The following is a 20,599-nucleotide window of genomic DNA, read 5'->3' on the forward strand; positions in this document are numbered from 1 at the left end:
CCAATGTTCAAAAAATCTATTTACCTGCTGCCTGCTTTGGCGGTGGCCTTGTTTGCTTCTTCTTGCAAGAACCTGGGCGAGGATAAGTTTATGAAAACCCCTTCTGGCCTGGAGTACAAACTGTACACCCAGAAAGACGGAAAATATGAGGTAAAAGAAGCGAAAGTTGATTCCGCCGCCTACAAAGCCAAACTTGACAAAGTAATGAGCTTTGAGATGGAGTACCGCAACGCCAAAGATTCTTTGCTGTTCAGCACCAAAGACAACGCCATGCCTATCCAGATCAAAATGGTGGCATCTCCAAACAAAGGCAGCATTGAAGAAGCGTTCCTGATGTTGGATAAAGGCGATAGCGCCGTGTTCAAAATCAACGCCGATACTCTGTTCGCCAAGACTTTCAGAAGCCCGCTTCCTCCCTTCATTGAGAAAGGCAGCTTCCTTACCTTCTTCGTGAAAGCGATCAACCTGCAAACTGAGCAGGAAGCTATGGCCGACTATCCTAAAATGATGGAGCGTCAGCAGAAAGAGATGGAAGCCCGCGCCGCCAAACAAGCTCCTATTGATGACAAACTCATCCAGGAGTACGTGAAGAAAAACAACCTGCAGGCGCAGAAAACCGCTTCCGGCGTATACTACGTGATCACCCAGCCAGGCAGCGGCCCTAACGCCACCGACGGCAAAGTAGTGAGCGTGAAATACAAAGGCACCCTGCTGAACGGCAAAGAGTTTGACTCTTCTGACAAATCAAACGGCGGTAAACCCATTGAATTCCCACTGGGTCAGAACCAGGTGATCAAAGGCTGGGAAGAAGGCATCAAGCAATTCAACAAAGGCAGCAAAGGCACCTTGTTGATTCCTTCTCCTCAGGGATACGGCTCTATGGCACGCGGTGCCGAGTTACCAGCTAACTCTATCCTGCGTTTTGATGTGGAACTGGTAGACATTAAAGATGCTCCGGCAGCCCCTGCTGGTCCAGCTGGCGGTCCTGCCGGCCCTGGCGCAGGTTTATAATCTAACGTTATATGCAACAATTATTAAGAAGAAAAGCTTGGCAGTGGCTACTGGCGATTGGGGTACTTTTCGTCTTTAACGCCTGCAATGACAAGGATCCTTATGATCCGTATGCGAACTTTGACCATGCGGCCCAGGCGGCTCTGGAAGAAACCATGATCCAGAAGTATCTCACGGATAACAACATCACCGATTTCACCAAAACGGCCTCCGGGCTTTACTACGTGAAAAAGGAAGCAGGTACCGGAGACAAACCAACCGCCGGAGCCACGGTAGAGGTAAACTACATCGGCCGTTTCTTACAGAACGGTCAGAAGTTTGACTCCTCCTATGACCGGGCGCAGACCTTCAAGTTTGCGTTGGGTCAGAAGAAAGTGATTGCGGGCTGGGATGAAGGCGTGGCCATGATGCAGAAAGGAGAGAAAGCCTTATTGCTGATTCCTTCGCGTTTGGCTTACGGCCTGTACGGGTATCAGAACATTCCGCCTAACACCCCGCTTATGTTTGAGGTCCACCTCATCAACTTCTAATTGTTGTAAGCATTTAAAAAGAAGGGCCTCCCGCACAGGAGGCCCTTCTTTTTTGCCTTGTTTTATGAAAAGAGCCGCTAAACCCGGCTAAGCTGTTTACTCGCTCAGCACCTCAGACAGTACCGGCAAAGACTTGATCTCACCCAATTGGTCTACGTGCAACTGGAAGTAACGCACCAACAGCTGTAGCAGCTCCCGCCGGATTTTCCCGTTGGGGAGCTTGGCGCCTTCGGCATCTCTGATCACCTCGGCCAGGTAAGGCTCCAGTTGCTGCAGTTGCATGAGGTTGTTGCCCAGCGAAGCAGCCCCACCCATCTCAAAGGCCACTTGCGTGATCACCTCATCGGCGGAGGGCACCCCGAAGCCCAGGTAGTTAGCCAACTGGATGAGGAAAGCCAGGTGGAAATTCTCGAAGCCGGTCTCCATCTGGTCAAAAAGCAGGATGGCATTGTGCAGGAACGAGAACAGTTGCCGGTTCTCCTCCTCTTCCCGCACCGTCCTGGACACCACCTCAGACAGAAACAGCAGAATACTGCTCTTCCGGATGTCATAAGGCACGGTCATGAACGGATGACTGCATTTGTACTCAGAAATACGCGTCAGGCCGCCCTTGCCCGGGTACACCACCATGTCCAGCAGCGTGAAAGGCTGGAACAAAGCAATGCGCGAGGCGCTCCCCTTCTTCCGGACACTGTTCACAATGTAGCTCTGCAGGCCCAGCTCCTCGGTGTAGATGCGCACAATAATGGAAGACTCTTTGAACTTGATGTAGTTCAGGACAATGCCCCGGGTTTTTACAAGCATAAATGATTTGTGGTTTCTGATTACCCATACGTAGGCGCGTGGGTCTTGGTACTACAAGGGCACAGCTCGGGAGAATATTGCCGGGCTAGCCCCTACTGAATGGCGATCTTGGTGCTACACGTCTGCGAGCCATCCTGGGAGGAGGCCAGGACCACGTACACGCCAGGCTTGGCTTTGCGGCCGTTGTAATCGCGGCCGTGCCAGGCAAAGGTGCCACCGGCCGCTTTGCCTTCAAACACCAGGAAACCGGCCACATCGGTGATCTTCACCCACCCGTTCTCAGGCACCCCAGAAATTCCGATGTTACCCGTGAAACCCGTTCTAACGGGGTTAGGGAAAACCTGCAGGCAGTTCTTGTTCACAGTCTCATTGCGGGTGGCACTGCCCCTAAAAACCGCAATACCGCCCTCAGTACCAATGAGCACCTCGCCGGTAGATGGGTCCACGGAGATATCCCGGATCTTATCTGAGGGCAAAGGGCTGTTCCTGGTGGTGAAGTTATGGATCATCTCCTCGCCGGTTTCATTGAAAAGCCAAAGCCCGGTATCCGTTCCAATCCATTTGCGGTTGCCGCCGTCCACCGCAATGCTCCTGATCACCTGCCCCTGCAACAACGGACGGCGCTCATAGATGGGTAAATAAGCCCCGCTGTAAGCCGAAGTGAAAATATCCGGGGTGCTGGAGAACACGGCTACCCCGTTGTTCGTGCCGGCCCAGATTTCACCCTGCTGGTCCACCGCCAGCGCAAAGACCTGCTTGCCCGGCAAACCACCCTGCCCGGCTCCGCCGATGTACGCGTACTGACCGGTGAGGTCATCATAGACAATCATGCCGGCATCGGTGCCATTGGTGCTGATGGTGACCCACTTGTAGCCGCTTTCATCCACTACTACCTTGTCAAGACCGCTGCCCAAGCCATAGCCATTAAAAGGGTGCGATTTCCAGGTGCCATCCAGCTTCAGCTCATACAAACCCGGTGAGTTGGCGAACTGGTTTCGGTTGGTGACCCACACGCTTCCGGCCGCATCAACGGCAATACCAGGCACCCTGATGTAGTTGCGGTCATTGGCATCTATGGCGCTGAGCAGCGGGCTGTTGGTATTGTTGTACAGTTTCACGTTGTCAAGGCCGTCCCATTCCAGCAAACCGGCGCCGTAGCTGGCAATGTACAGTTTGCCGTTCACCGGGTTGCGGCGCGCCATGACCAGGTCCCGGGCATTGGTAGGAAACTGCCCCCCGCTGGCGAAATTATAGCTCGTCCACTGGCCGTTCTGGTACTGGTAAAACCCGGCCCCGGAGGAGCGTTGCAGGTATCCCTGGCTATAGCCTCCGCCCAGCACGGTGAACAAACCGGGTTCAGCGTACACACCAAACACATCCACATAAGCGGGCCCGTTGGGCACCAGCGCGATGGCTCCGGCAGACGTCACCTGCACCAATCCTTTCTCATAACTCGCGGCCCAGATGCCGCCCTCTCTGGTAGGAAGGGCCATGCGCAAATCCTGAAACAAAGGATCAACGAAGCGGGAGGCTTGCCCTGAGGCAAGAACTTGCAGCACTTCCTGCGGGCCCGTTACCAGAAGCCTTCTGCCGTTGGTTTCTATGGACCTGTATTGATTGTCTGCCGTGGAGAAAGCCGCCTTACTCCAGGAACTTCCGTTGAACCGGAAAAGGCCAACACCGTTGATGCCGGCGTAAACCCCACCCTCAAAAGCCGAAATGGCCCGGAAAGCATCGGAGGCAATCCCGAAGGGAATTCCCTCGGCGGAGCCGAAGCGGCGCCAGCTCCGGAAATCAAGCAGGTTGGCGTTGTTGAGGCTGGCAGCCATCAGCCCGCCCGAGGAAGCGATATAGAGACTGTCTTTCCAAACCGCCGAGGAATAGACCTGCACGGCCTCGCCCTGCGCGCCCAGGTTACTATAGGTGTCTTTGATTTCCAGCTTCACCAGGTCCACCACCACCAGCCCGAAGGAAGTGGAGACATAAGCCTTTTTGTTGTGGGTAGCCAGATGGTGGATGATCTTGGCGCCTGTCATGGACTTGCGCAGCAGTTCGGTAAGGTTCTGCACCTTGCCGTCTTTCAACAAATCCAGGTTGGTGTTTTCATAGGCTACTACCAGCGTAGCCGAGGCCGAATCATAGCTGAGGGCACTCAAGTTCACATCACTGAAGCCATCGGTGCGGGAGAGTTTCTGGAGGGTGTGTTCTTCTTTGATGTACCGGAAGAAGCCATCCTCGGTGGCACAGTAGACCGAAGAAGGAGTTTCGGCGATGGATTTGGCACGGTGGTTAGGCACGTGCACCTGCCATCCGCCCAGCGGCAACTGACTCGTCTGGGCACTAGAAGCCAGGCCCCATAACAGAGCACTCAGAAGCGTTACCCACCTAAATAAACCTGAAGGCGTCATATCCAAAGTTACACAGAATCAAGGTTGTTTTGCGCCTTATTTACCTAAAACAGAGTTAAAACGCACCACACCGGTTTTCAATTTAATCAGTGCCCGGGCCTTAACGCAGCACCATCATGGAACAGATGCCGGCTACCATAATCATTTTACAAAGCCAGCTCAGCCGGGCATATTCCTTTTTTCTATCGGCGTGGAAGATCTGCCGCAACAGCAGAAAAGTGGGCACCACCACCCCCATGAAAAGATAGGCCACAAACAGGGGTTCGTGCCACCGATGCGCCATGATAAAGCCCGTATACAGCAGGAAAAAGCCTACCAGCAGGTACAAAACCCATTTGGTTTGCGGCAGCCCCAGTACAATGGGCAAAGTACGGCACCGGAAAGAGGCATCGCCCTGCACGTCTTCCATGTCTTTGATGATTTCCCGCACGAGTGAAATCATAAAGGCGAACACGCCATAGGCCCAGGCGGCCAGGGAGGGCTGTCCGGCCTGCAGCGGCACCACCAGCACCATCACCGCCGACAGCAGGGCAATAGTGAAGTTACCCACAAAGGGCCGCTTTTTGAACTGCGCCGAGTAGCCCCACAGCAGCAAAGCCACGCCCAGCAAAACCCCACCTATGCGCCAGCCCAACAAAAGCCCCAGCAACACCCCAGCCGCCGACAAATACAGGTGAATCATCATGGCTTTGCGCCGGGTAAGGAACTTACCCACCACCACCCGGTCTGGCTTGTTGATACGGTCTATCTTAATGTCATAGTAGTCATTGATGATGTAGCCCGCGGCCGCAATGCAGATGGTGGCCACCATGAGAATGGCGAAAGGCCAGGAAAGCGCCTCCTGGAAGGAGCGCTCCGGGAAAACCAGGAACTTCCGCACCATGAGCTGTGCCAGCAGCATGATGAGGAGGTTGGGAAACCGAACAAGGGCCAGAAATTGCTTCACAGGTGCTGGAAAGGAAAACGTAAGTTACGGTATAAAATCCACCTATGAAAAAAGCCCCTGGGACCAGGGGCTTTTTGTTGAGAATGCAAAATGAGTATGAATCGTAGAAGTGTTAGATTTTCTTCACGTTAACCGCGTTGATGCCTTTTTTACCTTCTTTGGTGTCGAACTCTACTTTGTCGTGCTGTTGGATTTGGATACCGTTGAGGCCTGTAATGTGAACAAAGAAATCCTCGTTAGTGGCTTCCTCTGTAATGAAACCGTAGCCTTTGGACTCGTTGAAAAATTTAACAGTTCCTGTTTTCATAAAAATTTAAAAATTGAAATAATGAATGATTCTGTAAATATATGATTATTATACAAAAAGCAAACTTTATTTATAAAAATTTGAAAACCAAGGAAAACGGTTAACGTAGGCTACCATTTCTTCTGCAGCTTCATGACCATTTCAATGAGTTCGCGCACCGCGCCTTTGCCACCCTCGGCGGTAGCCACGTACTGCGAGATGTCACAGATGTCAATGGCCGCATCGGCGGGGCAGGCCGAGATGCCGCAGTGCTGCATCACTTCCAGATCAGGCATATCATCACCCATAAATACCACGGTTTCAGGGTCAATACCGTAGTAATATACGTAATTCTGGAAAGTATCCAACTTGTTCTCTGAGCCCAGGTAAATATCCTTCACATCCAGTGACTCCAGCCGCTTGCGTACCCCAGGCTCATTGCGCCCTGAGATGATGGCCACGCGGTAGCCTTTCCGGAGGGCATGCCTGATGGCGTAGCCGTCTTTGATGTTGAACGCCCGCGCCTGCTCTCCGGTAGAGAAACACAACAGGTTGCCGTCTGTCAAAACGCCATCCACGTCAAAAATGAAGGTGGTGATATTCTTGAAATCAGGAAGTGCTTGCATGGTTAGGACATCAGGGATAGGAACTGCAATTTACGTTTGGGGATTGTTTTGATGAAAACAAGCCCCAAACGGAGAAAAACTATTGGTTATCGCGCCACTCGTACACCCACTTGGCCTGGATCTGCTCCAGGTGGCCCTCAGTAGCCTGCTCGCGGGTACCTTCAAAGTTAGGTAAACTCAAAACCCACTCCAGCAAATCGGTGAACCGGATGCGGTAGATCTTGTTCTCGGTGAAATCATCGCCAAACTTCTCATAGAGGGCCATGGCAATGTCTTCATGGTCGCTCCACTTCATGGGTGGCTCATACAAATTACTCATATCTTGCTTAGTTGATAGTGTTTAGTTGATGGTTGTTAGTTTTCTGGGTTCGGTCAGGGAATAAAGCAGGAAATGAAACCTTGCATAAGGCCTGTTATGGTGGGTTTACACCTGGCCTATTCACTCACAACAAACCACTGATAACTAATTAGTGACCCAGGAAATCCTGCTTGGGAATAGTGATCACCAGGTCCTGGCCGCCTTGCACCACGCACTGGCAGGCCAGCCTTGAGTTGATGCGGGGGTTCACCGCGCGATCAATGTAATCTTCCTCTTTGTCGGTGATTTCCGGCAGGTCATCCATGCCGGTCTCTACGTAAACATGGCACGTACTGCAGCCACAAACACCACCGCAGTTGTGCTGCAGCTGAATCCCGTTGTTAAGGGCGACGTCCAGAACAGACTCTCCTTCGGCTCCCAAATGGGTTTCGTCGGGCTTTCCGTCCTCGAACTTATAAGTAATATTAACGACTTTCATTCCTGTGGATTAATAAAGGTGCAAAGGTAGGCATACAGCCGCCCTAATCAAAACCAATGCCGCTTGGCGGGGTTACCGAGAAGACACCAGTCGTTTTACGCCTGTTTCCCAGAAAACGGCTCATTTTCTGCCACCCTTTGGATACTTTCTGTGAGTACCTGATATAAATGTTGGTAGTGGGGCTGGGTTTGCAATAGTTGCAGATGCGCCTGCAGGGTATTGCTGTCTCCGCGGCGGGCCGGCCCGGTCTGCACCGTGAACGGCGGAAACTGAAAAGCTTTCTGCACCGTTTCCAGCACCAGCGGCTCAAGAAGATTCACCGGCAGTTCTGCTTTCTGTAACAGTTCCTGCGCCACGCCCCACAGATGGTTGGTGAAGTTGCAGGCAAACACCGCCGCCACGTGTAGCTGCTTTCTGGCTTGCCCATGCATCAAAACCACCTGATCGCTGAGCACCTTTCCCAAATTCAAAAGGGTTTCTTCTGCCGTTGGAGTGGAGCCTTCCACACAGATGGGAATTCTGCGCCAGTCCAGCTCCTTTCCCTTGCTGAAGGTCTGCACTGGATAGAAGACGCCAGTTTCTACCCCTATCAGTGAGGTCAGCAGTTCCATCGGCTGCGCCCCGGACGTATGGGCCACTAAGACACCCTCCGGGAAAACAGCATTTTGCACGTACAGCGGCAGCGCTCCGTCCGGAATAGCCAAAAGATAGACCTGGGCATTCGGCAATTGCCGGAAGTCTGTAGCGTCAGTGGCTACGGCACCCGGAACTTCCTCTGCTAATTTCTGCGCCGAGGCCAGCGTACGGCTGTAGATGACGGGTATCTCTATACTTGCCTCCTGGAGACCCTTCACCAAGTGCGTGGCCACGTTACCGGCCCCTATAATTGCAACCTTCATTTTTTCACCTGTTTGGAGAGGGCGAAGTTAGCAGCTTTCCGCTTTAACATCTCGGTAGACCGAGCATCCAGCAAAACCCTTTTCGGGCCTTTTGACCCAAACAGCCTATAAACAAAAAAGCCGCGGAAGAAATTGAATCCTTCCACGGCTTTGTATATGGTTCTGGAATTTAGGCCATTTGCTTTCTGCGTTTTACGGCTTCTTTTCCGGCCGGGCCCTTCGGTGAGGTGGCGTTCCCGCGTTTGCCGTCGTTGTAATGGCGCACAATGGCCATCACAAAACCCAAACTCATGATGATGGTACCAATCCAGAGAATACTGATGAAAGGTTTCTCCATCGCTTTCAGGATGATGTAGTCTTTCTGAGTGGTGTTGATACCAATGGTGAACTCGCCTTTGTCCGGGTCAATGCTCATGAGCATAATCCGGAGACCCAGGTCTTCAATCTCTTCGGGCACGCGGCCTACCATGCGGTCTCTGATGGCGTAGATCGGGTGCGCGTGGTAAGTGCGACGCTCACCCAATACCTGCATATCGGCTTGCACGGCCACATCGCCCGGCTTCAGGTTCAGCATGAGGGTGTCTTTGGCGGGCTCAATCCCGTGCAGCACGGCTACATAGTCATTGAGGTACAGCGTATCCCCAATTTTCACCTGATATTCTTTCAGTTCGCCCCACTCCTTCTCTTCATTAGGATCTGGAATAGTGGAAACGTGCGTGTACAGGTCTTTGGTACCGAACATCTTAATATCTGGGGAAGCCAGCAAGCCCATCTGCGGATTCACCTGCGCTCTTGGGTACAAGGTAAATTCCTCTCCAGATTCGCGGTTCTTGAATCCTACTTCGTAGTACGTGTTCTCAGGGGAGATTTCTACCGTGTCACCGGCGTTGTAAATGACTTTGTCACCATCTTTCAACGGACCGCGGGCAATGGCTTTATATTCATCTTCAAGGCGGAACAAACGCTGCTTGTTCACATACTCCGATAAGCCGTTAACCTCTAGGTACTGACCTTTGTAGGTCACCTTGTAAGGTCCCATATCAGTCCCGGCGTTGCGCCACAACAGCACGTTATCACGGTTGATGTCATCCCCGAACTCGCGGGCGTACACCATGCCAGACATGTTCTTGGAGATGATGTTGGAGTAACCAGAGGAGAACAGAATCCCGATGAGCATCAAGGCCACCCCAATGTGCGATACCGCTCCACCGGCGATAGAGACTTTCTTTCTGAGCAGGCCGAACACAATGGCCAGGTTACTGAACACCGCGTACAGAGACGCCAGCAGCAACAAAATATAAGACGGGTTGTCAATGCGCTCAATGTACCCCATTTTGCTTACCAGCAAGATAAGGGCGGCAAACAAAGCGGTAAAGATGAGCGGCAGCATGAACACTTCTGAAAGCTTGGTACCGTCGTTCTGTTTCCGCCACCACAGCAACTGCCCGGTACCAGACAACATGGCAATGGCAATCCCCATCCACATCTGGAACTTGGTATAATGCGCAATCTGGTCGGCAGGTAGGGCCACATTGGTTTTCACCCCAACGAAGCCCATAAATGCATTGTACACCGGAATGGACGTAGTCACTAACACCTGGAAGGCACCCAGACAAAGCACCGCGGCGCCAATGAACACCCAGAACTCCCCGGAGTAAGTTGCAATCTCTTTGGCCGTGGCCGGGATATGTTTCCAGCGGTACACCAGCAAACCAATAGCCAGCACCACAAAGGCCGCCAGGTAGGTGAACAACTGACCAGACAAGCCAAGGTCAGTAAAAGAGTGTACGGAGGCGTTACCCAGGATACCACTTCTGGTCAAGAAGGTAGCGTACAGCACCAGCAGGAAAGAGGTGATAAACAGGATGAAAGTAGCGCGCAATGCGGTTTTGCTTTTGCGGAAGGCCAGCAAGGTATGGATAGCGCCCACTAACACAAGCCACGGAATATATACGGCATTCTCTACCGGATCCCAGTTCCAGTAACCACCAAAGTTCAAAGTTTCATAGGCCCAATAGGCGCCCATCATGATACCAACTCCTAACACCACGGCAGCGAACAGGCCCCAAGGCAAAGCGGGTTTGGTCCAGGAAGCGAACTCTCTTTTCCAGAGACCGGCAATTGCAAAGGCAAACGGCACCAGGGTAGCGGCAAAGCCCAGGAACAGCACCGGCGGGTGAATCACCATCCAGTAGTTCTGCAACAACGGGTTCAGACCGGTACCGTCTTTCGGCACGAAGTTAGGGTCCATTTGGAACACCGGCGCATCGGTCATGAAATCGCGCATCAGGATGAACGGAGAGGAACCGATTTTCAGGTCACCGATCACCACCCCTAGAATCATGGACGTCAAAAACAGCTGCACGAAGGAGAAAACCGCCATTACTGGGCTTTCCCACTTCTTACCGGCAAACTTGATGAGCACCAGTCCCAACAGCGCGTGCCAGAAAATCCAGAGCAGGAATGACCCCTCCTGGCCTTCCCAGAAGCAGGAAATCATGTAATGCACCGGCAGGTGGTTACTAGAGTGGCTCCACGCGTAATGGTACTCGTAGCGGTGCGCGTAAATGATGTTGAAAAGACAGAAGATGATGCCGAAAACTGCCGCAACGTGCACAAAGAAGGCACCTCTGGCCAGTTTCTTCCAGTCTTTCTGCTCAGGGGTAAGCTCTTTGGCGTTGGAGGCAAACGCAAACGCGATCGCTGAAACCAGCGCCGTCACGAAAGCGAGGATGACACTGTAATGACCTAAATCACCGATTAAAGTATTAACCATTTCTAGTAGTTATGAGTCCTGAGTCTTGAGTTCTGAGTCAAAAACTCAAAACACGCCCCAAAACTCTTATAAATGATAACAACCATGAGAGACTTGGCTTCGCCTTAAGTAATTAACTCAGGACTCAGAACTCAAGACTCAGAACTAATTTATAGACTTGCCGTTTCTACCTTCACCTCATTCTCGGTGTACTTAGAAGGGCATTTGAGCAAAATCTTATCGGCTACAAACACATTCTCTTGCATGTTGCCGGTAATCACCACCTGCTCAGAGCGGTCAAAATCCTGGGGTTTGGGGCTGTAGTACACTACCTGCTGCTCAACGCGGTTGGTATCTACCAGCACAAAGGAGAAGTAGTTGGGGTCCAGCGTTGGGTCATACTTCATGCCTACAATGTGGCCCCGGGCGTCTTTTTTCAGGCGGCCTACCACGTGCACCTTGGTGTCATCTCCTTCTTTAGCGCGGGCCTGCGCTTCAGAGAACGGCACGTAAACACTGGCATCTGAAGCCGTTGACATGATGATCATGATGGCCACTGCAATAACTAAAATCCCGATGATGTGTATTCTTTTCATGGTTATTCAAGAATAGGCGAGTTCTGCCCGCCTCTTTAACAACACTTATTTAAAATTAAATCCGCACCAGGCGCTTTTCTGCATGGAACGAATACTTTGCATTTAAGGCCTGCTTTAGGTAAAACAGCCCCTAAACGGTTTTATTGCCGAAGCTCACGCTCCAACTTGCCAATCTTTCTATCCAGGCTGATGAGGTAAAACAGGATGCCCAGCAAGATGCTCACCAGTACCGCTACCACAATATAGATCTTGCCGTCCTGGCGCATGACATCTGCCATCTCCGGATCTGAGGCCGCTTTGTCCTGTGAGGTATATTCAATGGTGGAGCCTCCTTCCGTAGTGTTTTGCGCCGAGGCAGGAATTGAGAAACCAGCCGCCCACATCAGGAGCAGCACCAGGAGCCACTTATGCATTTTCATAGAATCGTTGCTTTAAAACTTCTAAACGGGTGCGAAGGTGCACCACCCAAACCCCTAACAGCGTCCAGCCAATCACGGCCGGGTAGAACACGGCGCGCAGGCGGCTGTCCAGGTCATAGGAGTTGAAACCGGGGTTTCCGCCGTTGCCCGGGTGCAGGGAATCTGTGAGGCGCGGCAGAATAAACAACAGCGGGATAAGCGCCGCAAACGCGAAGACATTGTACACAGCGCTGATGCGCGCGCGCTGCTGATGGTCCTGAAAAGAACCCCGCAGAATAAGGTACGCGAAGTAAATCAGGAGCCCGATGGCCGAAGCGTTCTGCTTGGGATCATTGCTCCAGAATTCGCCCCACGTGAAACGTGCCCACTCCATACCCGTGATAATGCCCAACACCCCAAACAGGATACCTACTTTGGCAGACTCATAGGCAATGATATCGTTTCTGGTAAGCGGGTTTCTGAGGTATTTTATGGAATACACCACTGAAACGAGCAAAATCAGGATCATGCCAAACCACATGGGCACGTGGAAGTACAGGTTCCGGATGGTTTCATTGAGAATAGCCAGACGGGGCACCTCGCTCAGCATGCCCATTACCACTGTGTACAGCAGCAGGGCAATCGTCAGCCATTTCCACCAGGTTAGTTTCATTCGTTTTTGACTTTGTTTTTATTTCCGGGCCTTAACTGCGCCACAGGTACGGGAACAGGATGTAAGACACGGTCACCACAATCATATTAATCGCCAGCAGCACCAGCGCCTCGTCAAGGCTCACCGAGGGGTCAAGCCCGTCTATGGCGTTCTTGGACATCTTCATGAGCATGAGCAGCATGGGTACCATCACCGGGAAACTGAGCACCGCCATGAGGGTTCCGGTATTGGCCGCCTTGGCCGCGATGCCCGAGATCATGGTCAGCGACGAGGCGAACCCAATCGCTCCTAAGACAATCGTCACCAGGAACATCCCCACATCCTGCACCGGGTTCCCGATCACAATGGCATAAAACCCGAAGCAAAGCAGGGACAGCACCAGCATGAGCGCCGCGTTGTACACCATCTTGGCCAGGATCACCCCCTGCGGACTCACCACACTATAATAATAGAGTAGCCGCCCGCGGCTTTCCTGGGCAAAGCCCTTGGCAATGGCGTTCACGGCGGTGAACAGCAGAATGATCCAGTACAAGGCATTCCAGACCGGCACCTCCAGCCCTCCAAAGCGCAGACTGAAGCTGAGGTAGCAAATGAAAACCGTGCTTCCCACGTACAGCAGCATGCCGTTGAACGCATACTTCTGCCGCCATTCCAGCACAAAATCCTTTTGCATCAGGTAAAGAACCTCTTTCAGCAGCACTTCTTCTTAACTTTTCCACAAAGGTACAACACAAATGAATGCTGATGGATGATTTCCGTCATTATTCACGCGCACAGGAGCTTGTTTTGGAGTTACTTTCAGGAAATCAGACCTGAAACGGAAACCATTACCTCCTTTCCCAGAACGATACCAAACCTCCCTTCCGTTGCCTCTCCCCTTCCATAAATCTCACCTTCATTTCAACCGGGCACCCTGCACCGGCCAGAATTATTCAGGTTCAGTTTAAAGGCTGTCTTGTTGGGGCGAAAGGCCGTCCTGTTTAGGCTTTGTTTTTCAGAAAAGAGGCCCAAAACGGCTAACTGGCTTTTGCAGGCCTGTTGAGTAACAGGAAACAAGACGAGTTAACCTCCGCTTAACATTCACTATTCCAACTTAACGATAGGGTAATATCGGGTTAATCATGGGGTAAAGTGGCCGCTCTAGTTTTGCAGCGAGACTAATACTAATCATATGAGATCGTTTTTACTCACCCTCTCTTTTATCTGCACGGCCTTAGCAGGCTTTGCGCAAACAGGAACCCTCACCGGAAAAGTAAAAGACAAGAAAACCGGCGAAGCCATTATCGGCGCCACCGTATCTGCTACTGCATCCAACGTAGCCGCCACCGACCTGGAAGGCAACTATTCCCTTTCTTTAGCCCCGGGCACCTACAAAGTCACCATCACCTATGTTTCCTATAAACCGCTCACGCTTGAGGGCGTGACCATTGAAGCGGGCAAGACCACTAACCTGAACTCCTCCCTGGAAGACGATGCCCACAGCCTGGGCGAAGTCACCGTGGTAGCCGAGCGCCAGGTGAACAATGACATCTCCCTTATCAAAGACATCAAGCAGAGTAATATTGTAGTGAGCGGGATGTCTAATGAGCAGATTGTGAAAGCGCAGGACCGTGATGCCGCTGAGGCGGTGCGCAGAATCCCCGGCGTGACCATTCAGGACAACCGCTTTATTATAGTGCGGGGCTTGAGCGAGCGCTACAACTCCGTGATGCTGAACAACGTGCTCACACCCTCTTCAGAGGTAGACGTACGCGCCTTTTCTTTTGATGTCCTGCCCACCAGCGTTATAGACAGAATCCTGATCTATAAGTCACCGGCCCCCGAATTACCCGGAGATTTCGCTGGTGGGGCCATCAAAGTCACCACTAGAAACGCCGTGACGGAGAACAGCGCCACATTCAGCATTGGCACGGGCTACCGCACGGGCACCACGTTCAACAACAACTACTATTCTTACAAAGGCAGCAAAACAGATTTCCTGGGCTTTGACAGCGGCACCCGCCAATTGCCCGGCAACTTTCCTTCCACCACCAGATTCCAGAACCTGAGCTACGCCGAGCGTGCCCAGTTCGGCCAGAACCTGGATCTGCCCAACACCTGGAAACCAGAGAAAGCCACCGCTTCGCCAGACCTGAGATTGAACTTCGGGCTGAACCGTGTTTTTGACGTAGCCGGCAACCGTCTCTCCAGCATCACCGCGCTTACCTACTCTAATTCCCACCTGCGCCAGAACACTTTCCGCAGCGATTACCAGCAACAGCAGGCAGACGGCAAAGTAGACACCAACTGGAACTACACCGACCAACTCTCGGGCAATACCATCCGGGTGGGCTTGCTGCAGAACTTCTCGCTTCGCCTGAATGAGAACAACAAAATAGAGTTCCGGAACCTGTTCAACCAGATAGGTATCTCCCAGACCACCGTGCGCCAGGGCTTCAACTACGAGACCGGCGGCGTGAAAGAGGAACAGAACTACGCCCTGCGTTACGAAAGCCGCAGCATCTACACCGGTCAGTTGCAAGGCACGCACTCCACCCCAGACCAAAAAAACACCTTCACCTGGTCAGCGGGCTACAACTTCATCAACCGCCAAGAGCCGGATTTAAGAAGAGTGCGCACCCAGCGCGATGCCGGATCTGAAGGCCCGTTCCGGGTACAGGTTTCCACCTTGTCCACGCCTTATGATGCCGCCCGCTTCTTCTCAGACCTGAACGAGAGCGCCTACATCGCCGAAGGCCAATGGCAGCACCTCTTCAACGCCGCAGATTCAGCTGATGTGGAGAACGCCCCTAAACTGAACATCGGGTTCTACGCCGAGAGAAAGGACCGTGACTTCAACGCCCGCACCCTCAACTACAAGCGCAACGCCGGCATTGGCGGCAGAACCGATGAAAACATCCTGAACCTGCCTTTGGACCAGATCTTCGCCCCGCAGAACATCTCCTTCCCCAACGGATTGATCTTTGACGAAGGAACCACCATTGCGGACAAGTATGATGCCTCCAACACTTTGGGAGCCGCTTACGCTGGTATCGCAAAGAAATTCTTAGACAAGGTCAACTTCTACGGAGGGGTACGCGCCGAATACAACTGGCGCCAGGTAACCACCGCTGACCAATCGGGCACTTACGAGGTAGACGAGAAGAAACTTTACCTGCTGCCATCGGTGAACGTGGCCTACAACTTCAGCCTCCGTTCCCTGCTGCGCGTGGCCTACGGCATGACCGTGAACCGCCCCGAGTTCAGAGAGCAGGCCCGCTTCAGCTTCTATGACTTCAACGAGAACGCCTCGGTACGCGGAAACAATGAACTCAAGACGGCTACCATCCACAACGTGGACATGCGCTACGAATTCTACCCCTCTTCTGCCGAGCTTCTTTCTCTGGGAGTTTTCTACAAACGCTTCATAAACCCCATTGAAACCAAACTGGAAGCCGGAACGGGTACCAACTACACCTTTGTGAATGGGAAATACGCCACCAGCATCGGGATTGAGGCCGAGGCCCGCAAGTCTTTCAGAGAGCTTTCCGGCAGCAAATTCATCCAAAACCACTCTCTGGTCCTGAACGCCTCCTTGATCCACAGCCGCGTGAACCTGGGTGACCAAGCCTCCGGCGAAGCGCAGGACAGACCTATGATGGGCCAATCGCCTTACATCGTGAACACCGGCCTGTACTACCAGGATGAAGAGACCGGCTGGCAGTATTCTATCATGTACAATGTCTTAGGCACCAGAGTTTACCGCGTAGGCGACGAGCAGAACCCCACCATTTATGAACTGCCGCGCCACGTGGTAGATGTGACCCTCACCAAGAACTTCAAGAACAGAATGCAGGTGAAAGCGGGCGTGACCGATCTGTTCAACCAAAAATTCCGCTTCAAGGAAGACACAAACCAGGATGGTGAGATCGGGTCATCAGACCTGCCCATTTACCTCTTCAACCGCGGCATGTATAGCACCATCACTTTAGGGTACACTTTCTAAAAAACAGCCTAAAAACGGGCATAGCTATTAATTAAACCAAACCATTTCTAAAAAAGAGTATGAAAGACTTAGGTAAATTATCATTGATGCTTTTAGCCGGTCTGGCCCTGGGCTTCACCTCCTGCTCAGACAGCGAGGACGACGATACGCCCACGCCAACCGTGAAAGGCACCGCCAACCTGCAAGGCACTATCTCCGCCAACAGAACCCTGGATGCCGATACCGTTTATACCTTGAAAGGCTTTGTGTATGTAGACAACAACGCCACCTTGACTATAGAACCAGGCACCATCATCAAAGGCGAGAAAGCCACGCAAGGCACGCTCCTGATACAGCGCGGCGCTAAGATCATGGCCCAGGGTACCGTTGAGAAGCCTATCGTATTCACTTCTAACCAAGCCAAAGGCAGCCGCGCTCCCGGAGACTGGGGCGGAGTGGTGATCTTAGGAAGAGCCAAGCATAACCAAGCCGAGGATCCGATTGTAGAAGGTGGTCCTATCGCTTACTACGGCGGCTCCAATGACGCCGACAATTCCGGGGTATTCAGCTACGTGCGTATTGAGTTCGCCGGTTACCCGCTGCAGCCTAACAAAGAATTGAACGGCCTTACCTTGGGCGCGGTAGGTTCAGGCACCAAGATTGACCACGTACAGGTTTCCTTCGGGGGCGATGATGCTTTTGAATGGTTCGGCGGGACGGTGAACGCCTCTCACCTGGTGGCCTACAGAACCACCGATGACATGTTTGACACCGACTTCGGGTACAGCGGCCGAGTGCAGTACGCTTTGGGTATCAGTGACCCCAACATGTGGGACGTAGCCACCGGCGGTGCCTCCAACGGTTTTGAGTCAGACAACGACGGTGCTGGCTCTACCAGAACTCCTTTGACCACTGCCACATTCTCTAACGTGACCATTGTAGGCCCAGGCAGCAACTTGCCAACTGGTGCCCAGTTCGGTCAGGGCGCGCACCTGAAAAAAGGAACCAGCCTTTCTATCCGTAACTCCGTGATCAGCGGCTATAACAAAGGCATAACGCTGGATGGCTCCGTAGTGGAAGGCTATGCCCAGAACGGCGGCATCAAGATCATGAACACCGTAGTAGCGGGCGCCGGCGAGAACACCGCCATTAACAAAGCCTCTTCTTCTACCTCAGAGTTCAATGCCACCACCTGGTTTAACACCGCCGCCAACGGCAACAGCATCAAGGCCTTGAACCAACTGGGTCTGGCTACGACTGCCCCTTACTTGCCGCAGACAGGTTCTATGGTGTTGAGCGGCGCGTCCTTTGCGGGAATCAACGGGTTTGAGAGCACTGCCTACATTGGCGCCTTCGGTACTACTGACTGGACCGCCGGCTGGACCAACTGGGACCCACAGAACACAGATTATTAATCAAAGTTATTCAAGACAAGATTGGCCATCAATATGGGTGAGAAATAGAGGTGGTACAATCACTTTGCGCGTGGCTTAGTCTCCCAGGCGCAGGGGGCCCGCCAGAGATGGCGGGCTTTATCTTTCATGAGAGAAAGAGCAGAAACAGAACGGGCCTCCAGTGGAGGCCCGTTCGTTTTGTTTGTTAATTTAAGAGCGAGGTGACCAAGTAATAAAGGGTAAGGTATTGAAGGGTTTAGTTTCTTTTGGCGGTGCCTTTGTATTTGTAAACAAGGTATCTCTTCTGTTGCACCGGGGTCAGGTGCTGCAGCACGGCCTCTTCATGCCGGCTGTTAATTTCAGCGTTCAGTTCCTCCAGCCGGGTACCCGAAGCAATGTTCTGCACTTCTGCCATTTCGCGCAGCCTTTCTTTCTCAAGTGCTTTGAGCTTCACAAACTGCGTCTCGCTTAATTTGAGTTTGGCGTGTAAAGTCCGCATTCCTGTTTTAAGGGCGTTTTTCTTGGTGGTGAATGAATCTGCCGAGGCCATGGCAGAGAAAGAGAGGATAAAGGCGAAAAGGAGTACTAAAGTTTTCACTGGTAAAAGACTGCTGTTTGTTTTTCTGATTCAAAGGTAGCAGCCTTAATCAGGCCGAATTTTGAAATTAGGCCAACCTCCTCAAACCAGAGTTTAAAGAGTAAATTCTCCCGATTAGCTGGCTTCCCTCTTCCCGGAAATCGCAAAATGCGGGTTGAATACCTTTTTTAGCCCGATAAATGAGTCCACACCTGTTTTAAAGCCGATTTTCTAGAGCTGGCCCTAAAACAGAAAAGGCAATCCTCGCAGACTGCCTTCTTTTATCTATGAATAACTTACTTCTTAACTGATTGGCACCTTCCGGAGGATGGCCTCCACAAAATCCTTCGTTTGCACATTGTCGGCCTCGGCCTCATAGTTCAGGATCACGCGGTGGCTCAGCACGTCTGAGGCAATCTCTTTGATATCCTCGGGCAATACGTAGTCGCGCTCGTCAAAGAAAGCCACGGCTTTGGCAGCCAGGTTCAGGGCAATACTGGCCCGCGGCGACACCCCATACTGCAGATATTGGGCAAAGTCCGGCAGATCATAGTCCCCGGGACGGCGGGTAGCGAAGACCAGTTCTATAATGTAGCGTTCCAGGGTCTCAGACATCTGCACCTGGTTTATCTCGTTCCGGATGTCAAAGATGTCCTGCTTGGTGAGGATGGTGTTAACCGTGCTGCTGTAAGACAGGTTAGACATGCGGCGCATGACCTCCAGTTCATCGGCTTTGGAAAGATAGTCCACGTAGACTTTCATCATGAAACGGTCTACCTGGGCCTCGGGCAGCGTGTAGGTTCCCTCCTGCTCCACCGGGTTCTGGGTGGCCAGCACCAGGAAAGGCAGATCCAGCCGGTAGGTCTTCTCGCCTATGGTTACCTGCTTCTCCTGCATGGCCTCCAGCAACGCCGACTGCACCTTGGCAGGCGAGCGGTTTACCTCATCGGCCAGGATCAGGTTGGCGAAGATAGGTCCTTTCTTTACCTCAAACGCCGAGGAGCTTTGGTTATAGATCATGGTGCCCACCAGGTCTGAGGGCAATAAGTCTGGGGTAAATTGAATGCGCTGGAAGTTCAGGTGCAGTACTTTGGCCAGCGTATTGATGGTCAAAGTCTTAGCCAGACCCGGCACGCCCTCCAGCAAGATGTGCCCGTTGGTGAAAAGGCCAATGAGCAGTCGGTTCACCATATATTGCTGGCCCACTACCACTTTGCTCATCTCCCTGAAGACCTGCTTTATCTTCAGCTGGTGTTCGCGAATCTTTTCCTGGTATGAGAGTTCTTCGGTCTGCATCTACTCTTTTAATTACTAATCGGCTAAGGTAACCATTCTATGGGATACTCTTGGTCTACCACTTCTTAAAGACAAAGAAAACCGCCAGTACCAACAGGGCAAAACCCACCAAATGGTTCCATGCCAGCTTCTCTGATTTAAACACATACACCGTCACCAGCGTGAAAACAGACAGGGAAATGACTTCCTGCAGGGTCTTGAGCTCAAAGAGGGAATAAGGCCCGCCGTTCTCGCGATACCCTACCTTGTTGGCCGGCACCTGGAAGATGTACTCAAAGAACGCCAATCCCCAGCTGATGAGTATAACGCTCACCAAACCCAGTTTCTGCAGCGCCGTGAATCTTTTGAAGTACAGGTGCCCATACCAGGCGAAAGTCATGAAAAGGTTGGAAAGGCAAAGCAGGAAGATGGTATAGAATGATTTCATGTGGTTTTACTTAAAACAGCTTTAAAACGGCCGGATCGCCAATTCTGATCTGCGGTTAACAGGATACGGCAGCCTGGAAACCATTAGCGCGCCTGGCACAGTACGAATGGTTTAGCGCCTTTTTTCCTAAATACGGACCAAAAACAAAGTTGCTATCCATCTACCTCAATGCAATGCTTATTTAAACAAATTTCCGCTTCCATTTTCAAATG

Annotated in this window: 20 protein-coding genes; 4 read left to right on the top strand and 16 right to left on the bottom strand. The window is 52.2% G+C overall.

The annotated features are described in order from the left end of the window. Positions 1 to 3 precede the first annotated feature (3 nt). Together J3P34_RS04925 and J3P34_RS04930 are read left to right on the top strand one after the other, a co-directional pair. Positions 4 to 1,011 carry an FKBP-type peptidyl-prolyl cis-trans isomerase gene (locus J3P34_RS04925; protein WP_210486712.1) on the top strand — a complete coding sequence of 336 codons (1,008 nt, stop codon included), beginning with the start codon at positions 4 to 6 and terminating at the stop codon, positions 1,009 to 1,011. Positions 1,012 to 1,022: 11 nt separating this feature from the next. Then, positions 1,023 to 1,541 carry an FKBP-type peptidyl-prolyl cis-trans isomerase gene (locus tag J3P34_RS04930; protein WP_210486715.1) on the top strand — a complete coding sequence of 173 codons (519 nt, stop codon included), beginning with the start codon at positions 1,023 to 1,025 and terminating at the stop codon, positions 1,539 to 1,541. Between the two features lie 96 nt (positions 1,542 to 1,637). Here the strand turns inward: J3P34_RS04930 and recO are convergent, their stop codons facing one another. The 13 genes from recO to J3P34_RS04995 all read right to left on the bottom strand — a co-directional run bounded on the left by recO (position 1,638) and on the right by J3P34_RS04995 (position 13,402). Then, positions 1,638 to 2,345, bottom strand: a complete 708-nt coding sequence (gene recO, locus J3P34_RS04935; RefSeq protein ID WP_210486717.1) for a DNA repair protein RecO — start codon at positions 2,343 to 2,345, stop codon at positions 1,638 to 1,640. A 92-nt stretch (positions 2,346 to 2,437) separates the two neighbouring features. Continuing rightward, positions 2,438 to 4,753: a type IX secretion system anionic LPS delivery protein PorZ gene (gene porZ / locus J3P34_RS04940; protein WP_210486719.1), complete on the bottom strand. Its 2,316-nt coding sequence runs from the start codon at positions 4,751 to 4,753 to the stop codon at positions 2,438 to 2,440. Between the two features lie 100 nt (positions 4,754 to 4,853). Continuing rightward, positions 4,854 to 5,699 carry a geranylgeranylglycerol-phosphate geranylgeranyltransferase gene (locus tag J3P34_RS04945; RefSeq protein ID WP_210486721.1) on the bottom strand — a complete coding sequence of 282 codons (846 nt, stop codon included), beginning with the start codon at positions 5,697 to 5,699 and terminating at the stop codon, positions 4,854 to 4,856. A 112-nt stretch (positions 5,700 to 5,811) separates the two neighbouring features. Next, a complete protein-coding gene (locus J3P34_RS04950) occupies positions 5,812 to 6,006 on the bottom strand; it encodes a cold-shock protein (RefSeq protein WP_062543874.1) in 195 nt (64 codons plus the stop codon). Between the two features lie 110 nt (positions 6,007 to 6,116). Further along, positions 6,117 to 6,611 (bottom strand): KdsC family phosphatase, encoded by a 495-nt coding sequence (locus J3P34_RS04955; RefSeq protein ID WP_210466664.1) that lies wholly within the window; start codon positions 6,609 to 6,611, stop codon positions 6,117 to 6,119. Positions 6,612 to 6,690: 79 nt separating this feature from the next. Then, the gene (iscX, locus tag J3P34_RS04960; RefSeq protein ID WP_210466665.1) at positions 6,691 to 6,930 is read right to left on the bottom strand and encodes a Fe-S cluster assembly protein IscX; all 240 of its coding nucleotides are present in this window, start codon (positions 6,928 to 6,930) and stop codon (positions 6,691 to 6,693) included. Positions 6,931 to 7,078: 148 nt separating this feature from the next. Further along, on the bottom strand, positions 7,079 to 7,408 hold the full coding sequence (locus J3P34_RS04965; RefSeq protein WP_210466666.1) for a 2Fe-2S iron-sulfur cluster-binding protein: 330 nt from the start codon (positions 7,406 to 7,408) through the stop codon (positions 7,079 to 7,081). 95 nt (positions 7,409 to 7,503) lie between these two features. Continuing rightward, positions 7,504 to 8,307: a Rossmann-like and DUF2520 domain-containing protein gene (locus tag J3P34_RS22415; protein ID WP_210486722.1), complete on the bottom strand. Its 804-nt coding sequence runs from the start codon at positions 8,305 to 8,307 to the stop codon at positions 7,504 to 7,506. Positions 8,308 to 8,476: 169 nt separating this feature from the next. Next, a complete protein-coding gene (gene ccsA, locus J3P34_RS04975; RefSeq protein WP_210486723.1) occupies positions 8,477 to 11,083 on the bottom strand; it encodes a cytochrome c biogenesis protein CcsA in 2,607 nt (868 codons plus the stop codon). Positions 11,084 to 11,232: 149 nt separating this feature from the next. Then, on the bottom strand, positions 11,233 to 11,658 hold the full coding sequence (locus J3P34_RS04980; RefSeq protein ID WP_210486724.1) for a cytochrome c maturation protein CcmE domain-containing protein: 426 nt from the start codon (positions 11,656 to 11,658) through the stop codon (positions 11,233 to 11,235). A gap of 140 nt (positions 11,659 to 11,798) precedes the next feature. Then, on the bottom strand, positions 11,799 to 12,077 hold the full coding sequence (locus J3P34_RS04985; protein ID WP_246853535.1) for a CcmD family protein: 279 nt from the start codon (positions 12,075 to 12,077) through the stop codon (positions 11,799 to 11,801). Continuing rightward, positions 12,064 to 12,729 (bottom strand): cytochrome c biogenesis protein CcsA, encoded by a 666-nt coding sequence (ccsA, locus tag J3P34_RS04990; RefSeq protein ID WP_210466671.1) that lies wholly within the window; start codon positions 12,727 to 12,729, stop codon positions 12,064 to 12,066. The genes J3P34_RS04985 and ccsA (J3P34_RS04990) overlap by 14 nt, the downstream gene beginning before the upstream one ends. Positions 12,730 to 12,760: 31 nt before the next feature. Beyond that, positions 12,761 to 13,402 (bottom strand): heme exporter protein CcmB, encoded by a 642-nt coding sequence (locus J3P34_RS04995; RefSeq protein WP_210466672.1) that lies wholly within the window; start codon positions 13,400 to 13,402, stop codon positions 12,761 to 12,763. Positions 13,403 to 13,900: 498 nt separating this feature from the next. On the opposite strand from J3P34_RS04995, the gene J3P34_RS05000 reads away from it, so the two are divergent. Together J3P34_RS05000 and J3P34_RS05005 are read left to right on the top strand one after the other, a co-directional pair. Then, positions 13,901 to 16,714, top strand: coding sequence for a TonB-dependent receptor (locus tag J3P34_RS05000; protein WP_210486725.1), 2,814 nt, complete (start codon positions 13,901 to 13,903; stop codon positions 16,712 to 16,714). 59 nt (positions 16,715 to 16,773) lie between these two features. Continuing rightward, a complete protein-coding gene (locus J3P34_RS05005; RefSeq protein WP_210486726.1) occupies positions 16,774 to 18,108 on the top strand; it encodes a T9SS C-terminal target domain-containing protein in 1,335 nt (444 codons plus the stop codon). A 235-nt stretch (positions 18,109 to 18,343) separates the two neighbouring features. Here the strand turns inward: J3P34_RS05005 and J3P34_RS05010 are convergent, their stop codons facing one another. The 3 genes from J3P34_RS05010 to J3P34_RS05020 form a co-directional block, all read right to left on the bottom strand. Further along, positions 18,344 to 18,685 (bottom strand): hypothetical protein, encoded by a 342-nt coding sequence (locus tag J3P34_RS05010; protein WP_210486727.1) that lies wholly within the window; start codon positions 18,683 to 18,685, stop codon positions 18,344 to 18,346. A gap of 282 nt (positions 18,686 to 18,967) precedes the next feature. Then, positions 18,968 to 19,960 (bottom strand): AAA family ATPase, encoded by a 993-nt coding sequence (locus J3P34_RS05015; RefSeq protein WP_210486729.1) that lies wholly within the window; start codon positions 19,958 to 19,960, stop codon positions 18,968 to 18,970. Between the two features lie 55 nt (positions 19,961 to 20,015). After that, complete coding sequence (locus J3P34_RS05020; RefSeq protein ID WP_210486731.1) at positions 20,016 to 20,387, bottom strand: DMT family protein; 372 nt, start codon at positions 20,385 to 20,387, stop codon at positions 20,016 to 20,018. Between the last annotated feature and the right edge of the window lie 212 nt (positions 20,388 to 20,599).

Origin of the sequence: Rufibacter aurantiacus, assembly GCF_017916345.1 — a bacterium.
Classification (GTDB): Bacteria; Bacteroidota; Bacteroidia; order Cytophagales; family Hymenobacteraceae; genus Nibribacter; species Nibribacter roseolus.

Coding starts and splice junctions, on each gene's coding strand:
- J3P34_RS04925 (WP_210486712.1), top strand. CDS start 4: ATGTTCAAAAAATCTATTTACCTGCTGCCTGCTTTGGCGGTGGCCTTG.
- J3P34_RS04930 (WP_210486715.1), top strand. CDS start 1,023: ATGCAACAATTATTAAGAAGAAAAGCTTGGCAGTGGCTACTGGCGATT.
- recO (WP_210486717.1), bottom strand. CDS start 2,345: ATGCTTGTAAAAACCCGGGGCATTGTCCTGAACTACATCAAGTTCAAA.
- porZ (WP_210486719.1), bottom strand. CDS start 4,753: ATGACGCCTTCAGGTTTATTTAGGTGGGTAACGCTTCTGAGTGCTCTG.
- J3P34_RS04950 (WP_062543874.1), bottom strand. CDS start 6,006: ATGAAAACAGGAACTGTTAAATTTTTCAACGAGTCCAAAGGCTACGGT.
- J3P34_RS04955 (WP_210466664.1), bottom strand. CDS start 6,611: ATGCAAGCACTTCCTGATTTCAAGAATATCACCACCTTCATTTTTGAC.
- iscX (WP_210466665.1), bottom strand. CDS start 6,930: ATGAGTAATTTGTATGAGCCACCCATGAAGTGGAGCGACCATGAAGAC.
- J3P34_RS04965 (WP_210466666.1), bottom strand. CDS start 7,408: ATGAAAGTCGTTAATATTACTTATAAGTTCGAGGACGGAAAGCCCGAC.
- J3P34_RS22415 (WP_210486722.1), bottom strand. CDS start 8,307: ATGAAGGTTGCAATTATAGGGGCCGGTAACGTGGCCACGCACTTGGTG.
- ccsA (WP_210486723.1), bottom strand. CDS start 11,083: ATGGTTAATACTTTAATCGGTGATTTAGGTCATTACAGTGTCATCCTC.
- J3P34_RS04980 (WP_210486724.1), bottom strand. CDS start 11,658: ATGAAAAGAATACACATCATCGGGATTTTAGTTATTGCAGTGGCCATC.
- J3P34_RS04985 (WP_246853535.1), bottom strand. CDS start 12,077: ATGAAAATGCATAAGTGGCTCCTGGTGCTGCTCCTGATGTGGGCGGCT.
- ccsA (WP_210466671.1), bottom strand. CDS start 12,729: ATGAAACTAACCTGGTGGAAATGGCTGACGATTGCCCTGCTGCTGTAC.
- J3P34_RS04995 (WP_210466672.1), bottom strand. CDS start 13,402: ATGCAAAAGGATTTTGTGCTGGAATGGCGGCAGAAGTATGCGTTCAAC.
- J3P34_RS05000 (WP_210486725.1), top strand. CDS start 13,901: ATGAGATCGTTTTTACTCACCCTCTCTTTTATCTGCACGGCCTTAGCA.
- J3P34_RS05005 (WP_210486726.1), top strand. CDS start 16,774: ATGAAAGACTTAGGTAAATTATCATTGATGCTTTTAGCCGGTCTGGCC.
- J3P34_RS05015 (WP_210486729.1), bottom strand. CDS start 19,960: ATGCAGACCGAAGAACTCTCATACCAGGAAAAGATTCGCGAACACCAG.
- J3P34_RS05020 (WP_210486731.1), bottom strand. CDS start 20,387: ATGAAATCATTCTATACCATCTTCCTGCTTTGCCTTTCCAACCTTTTC.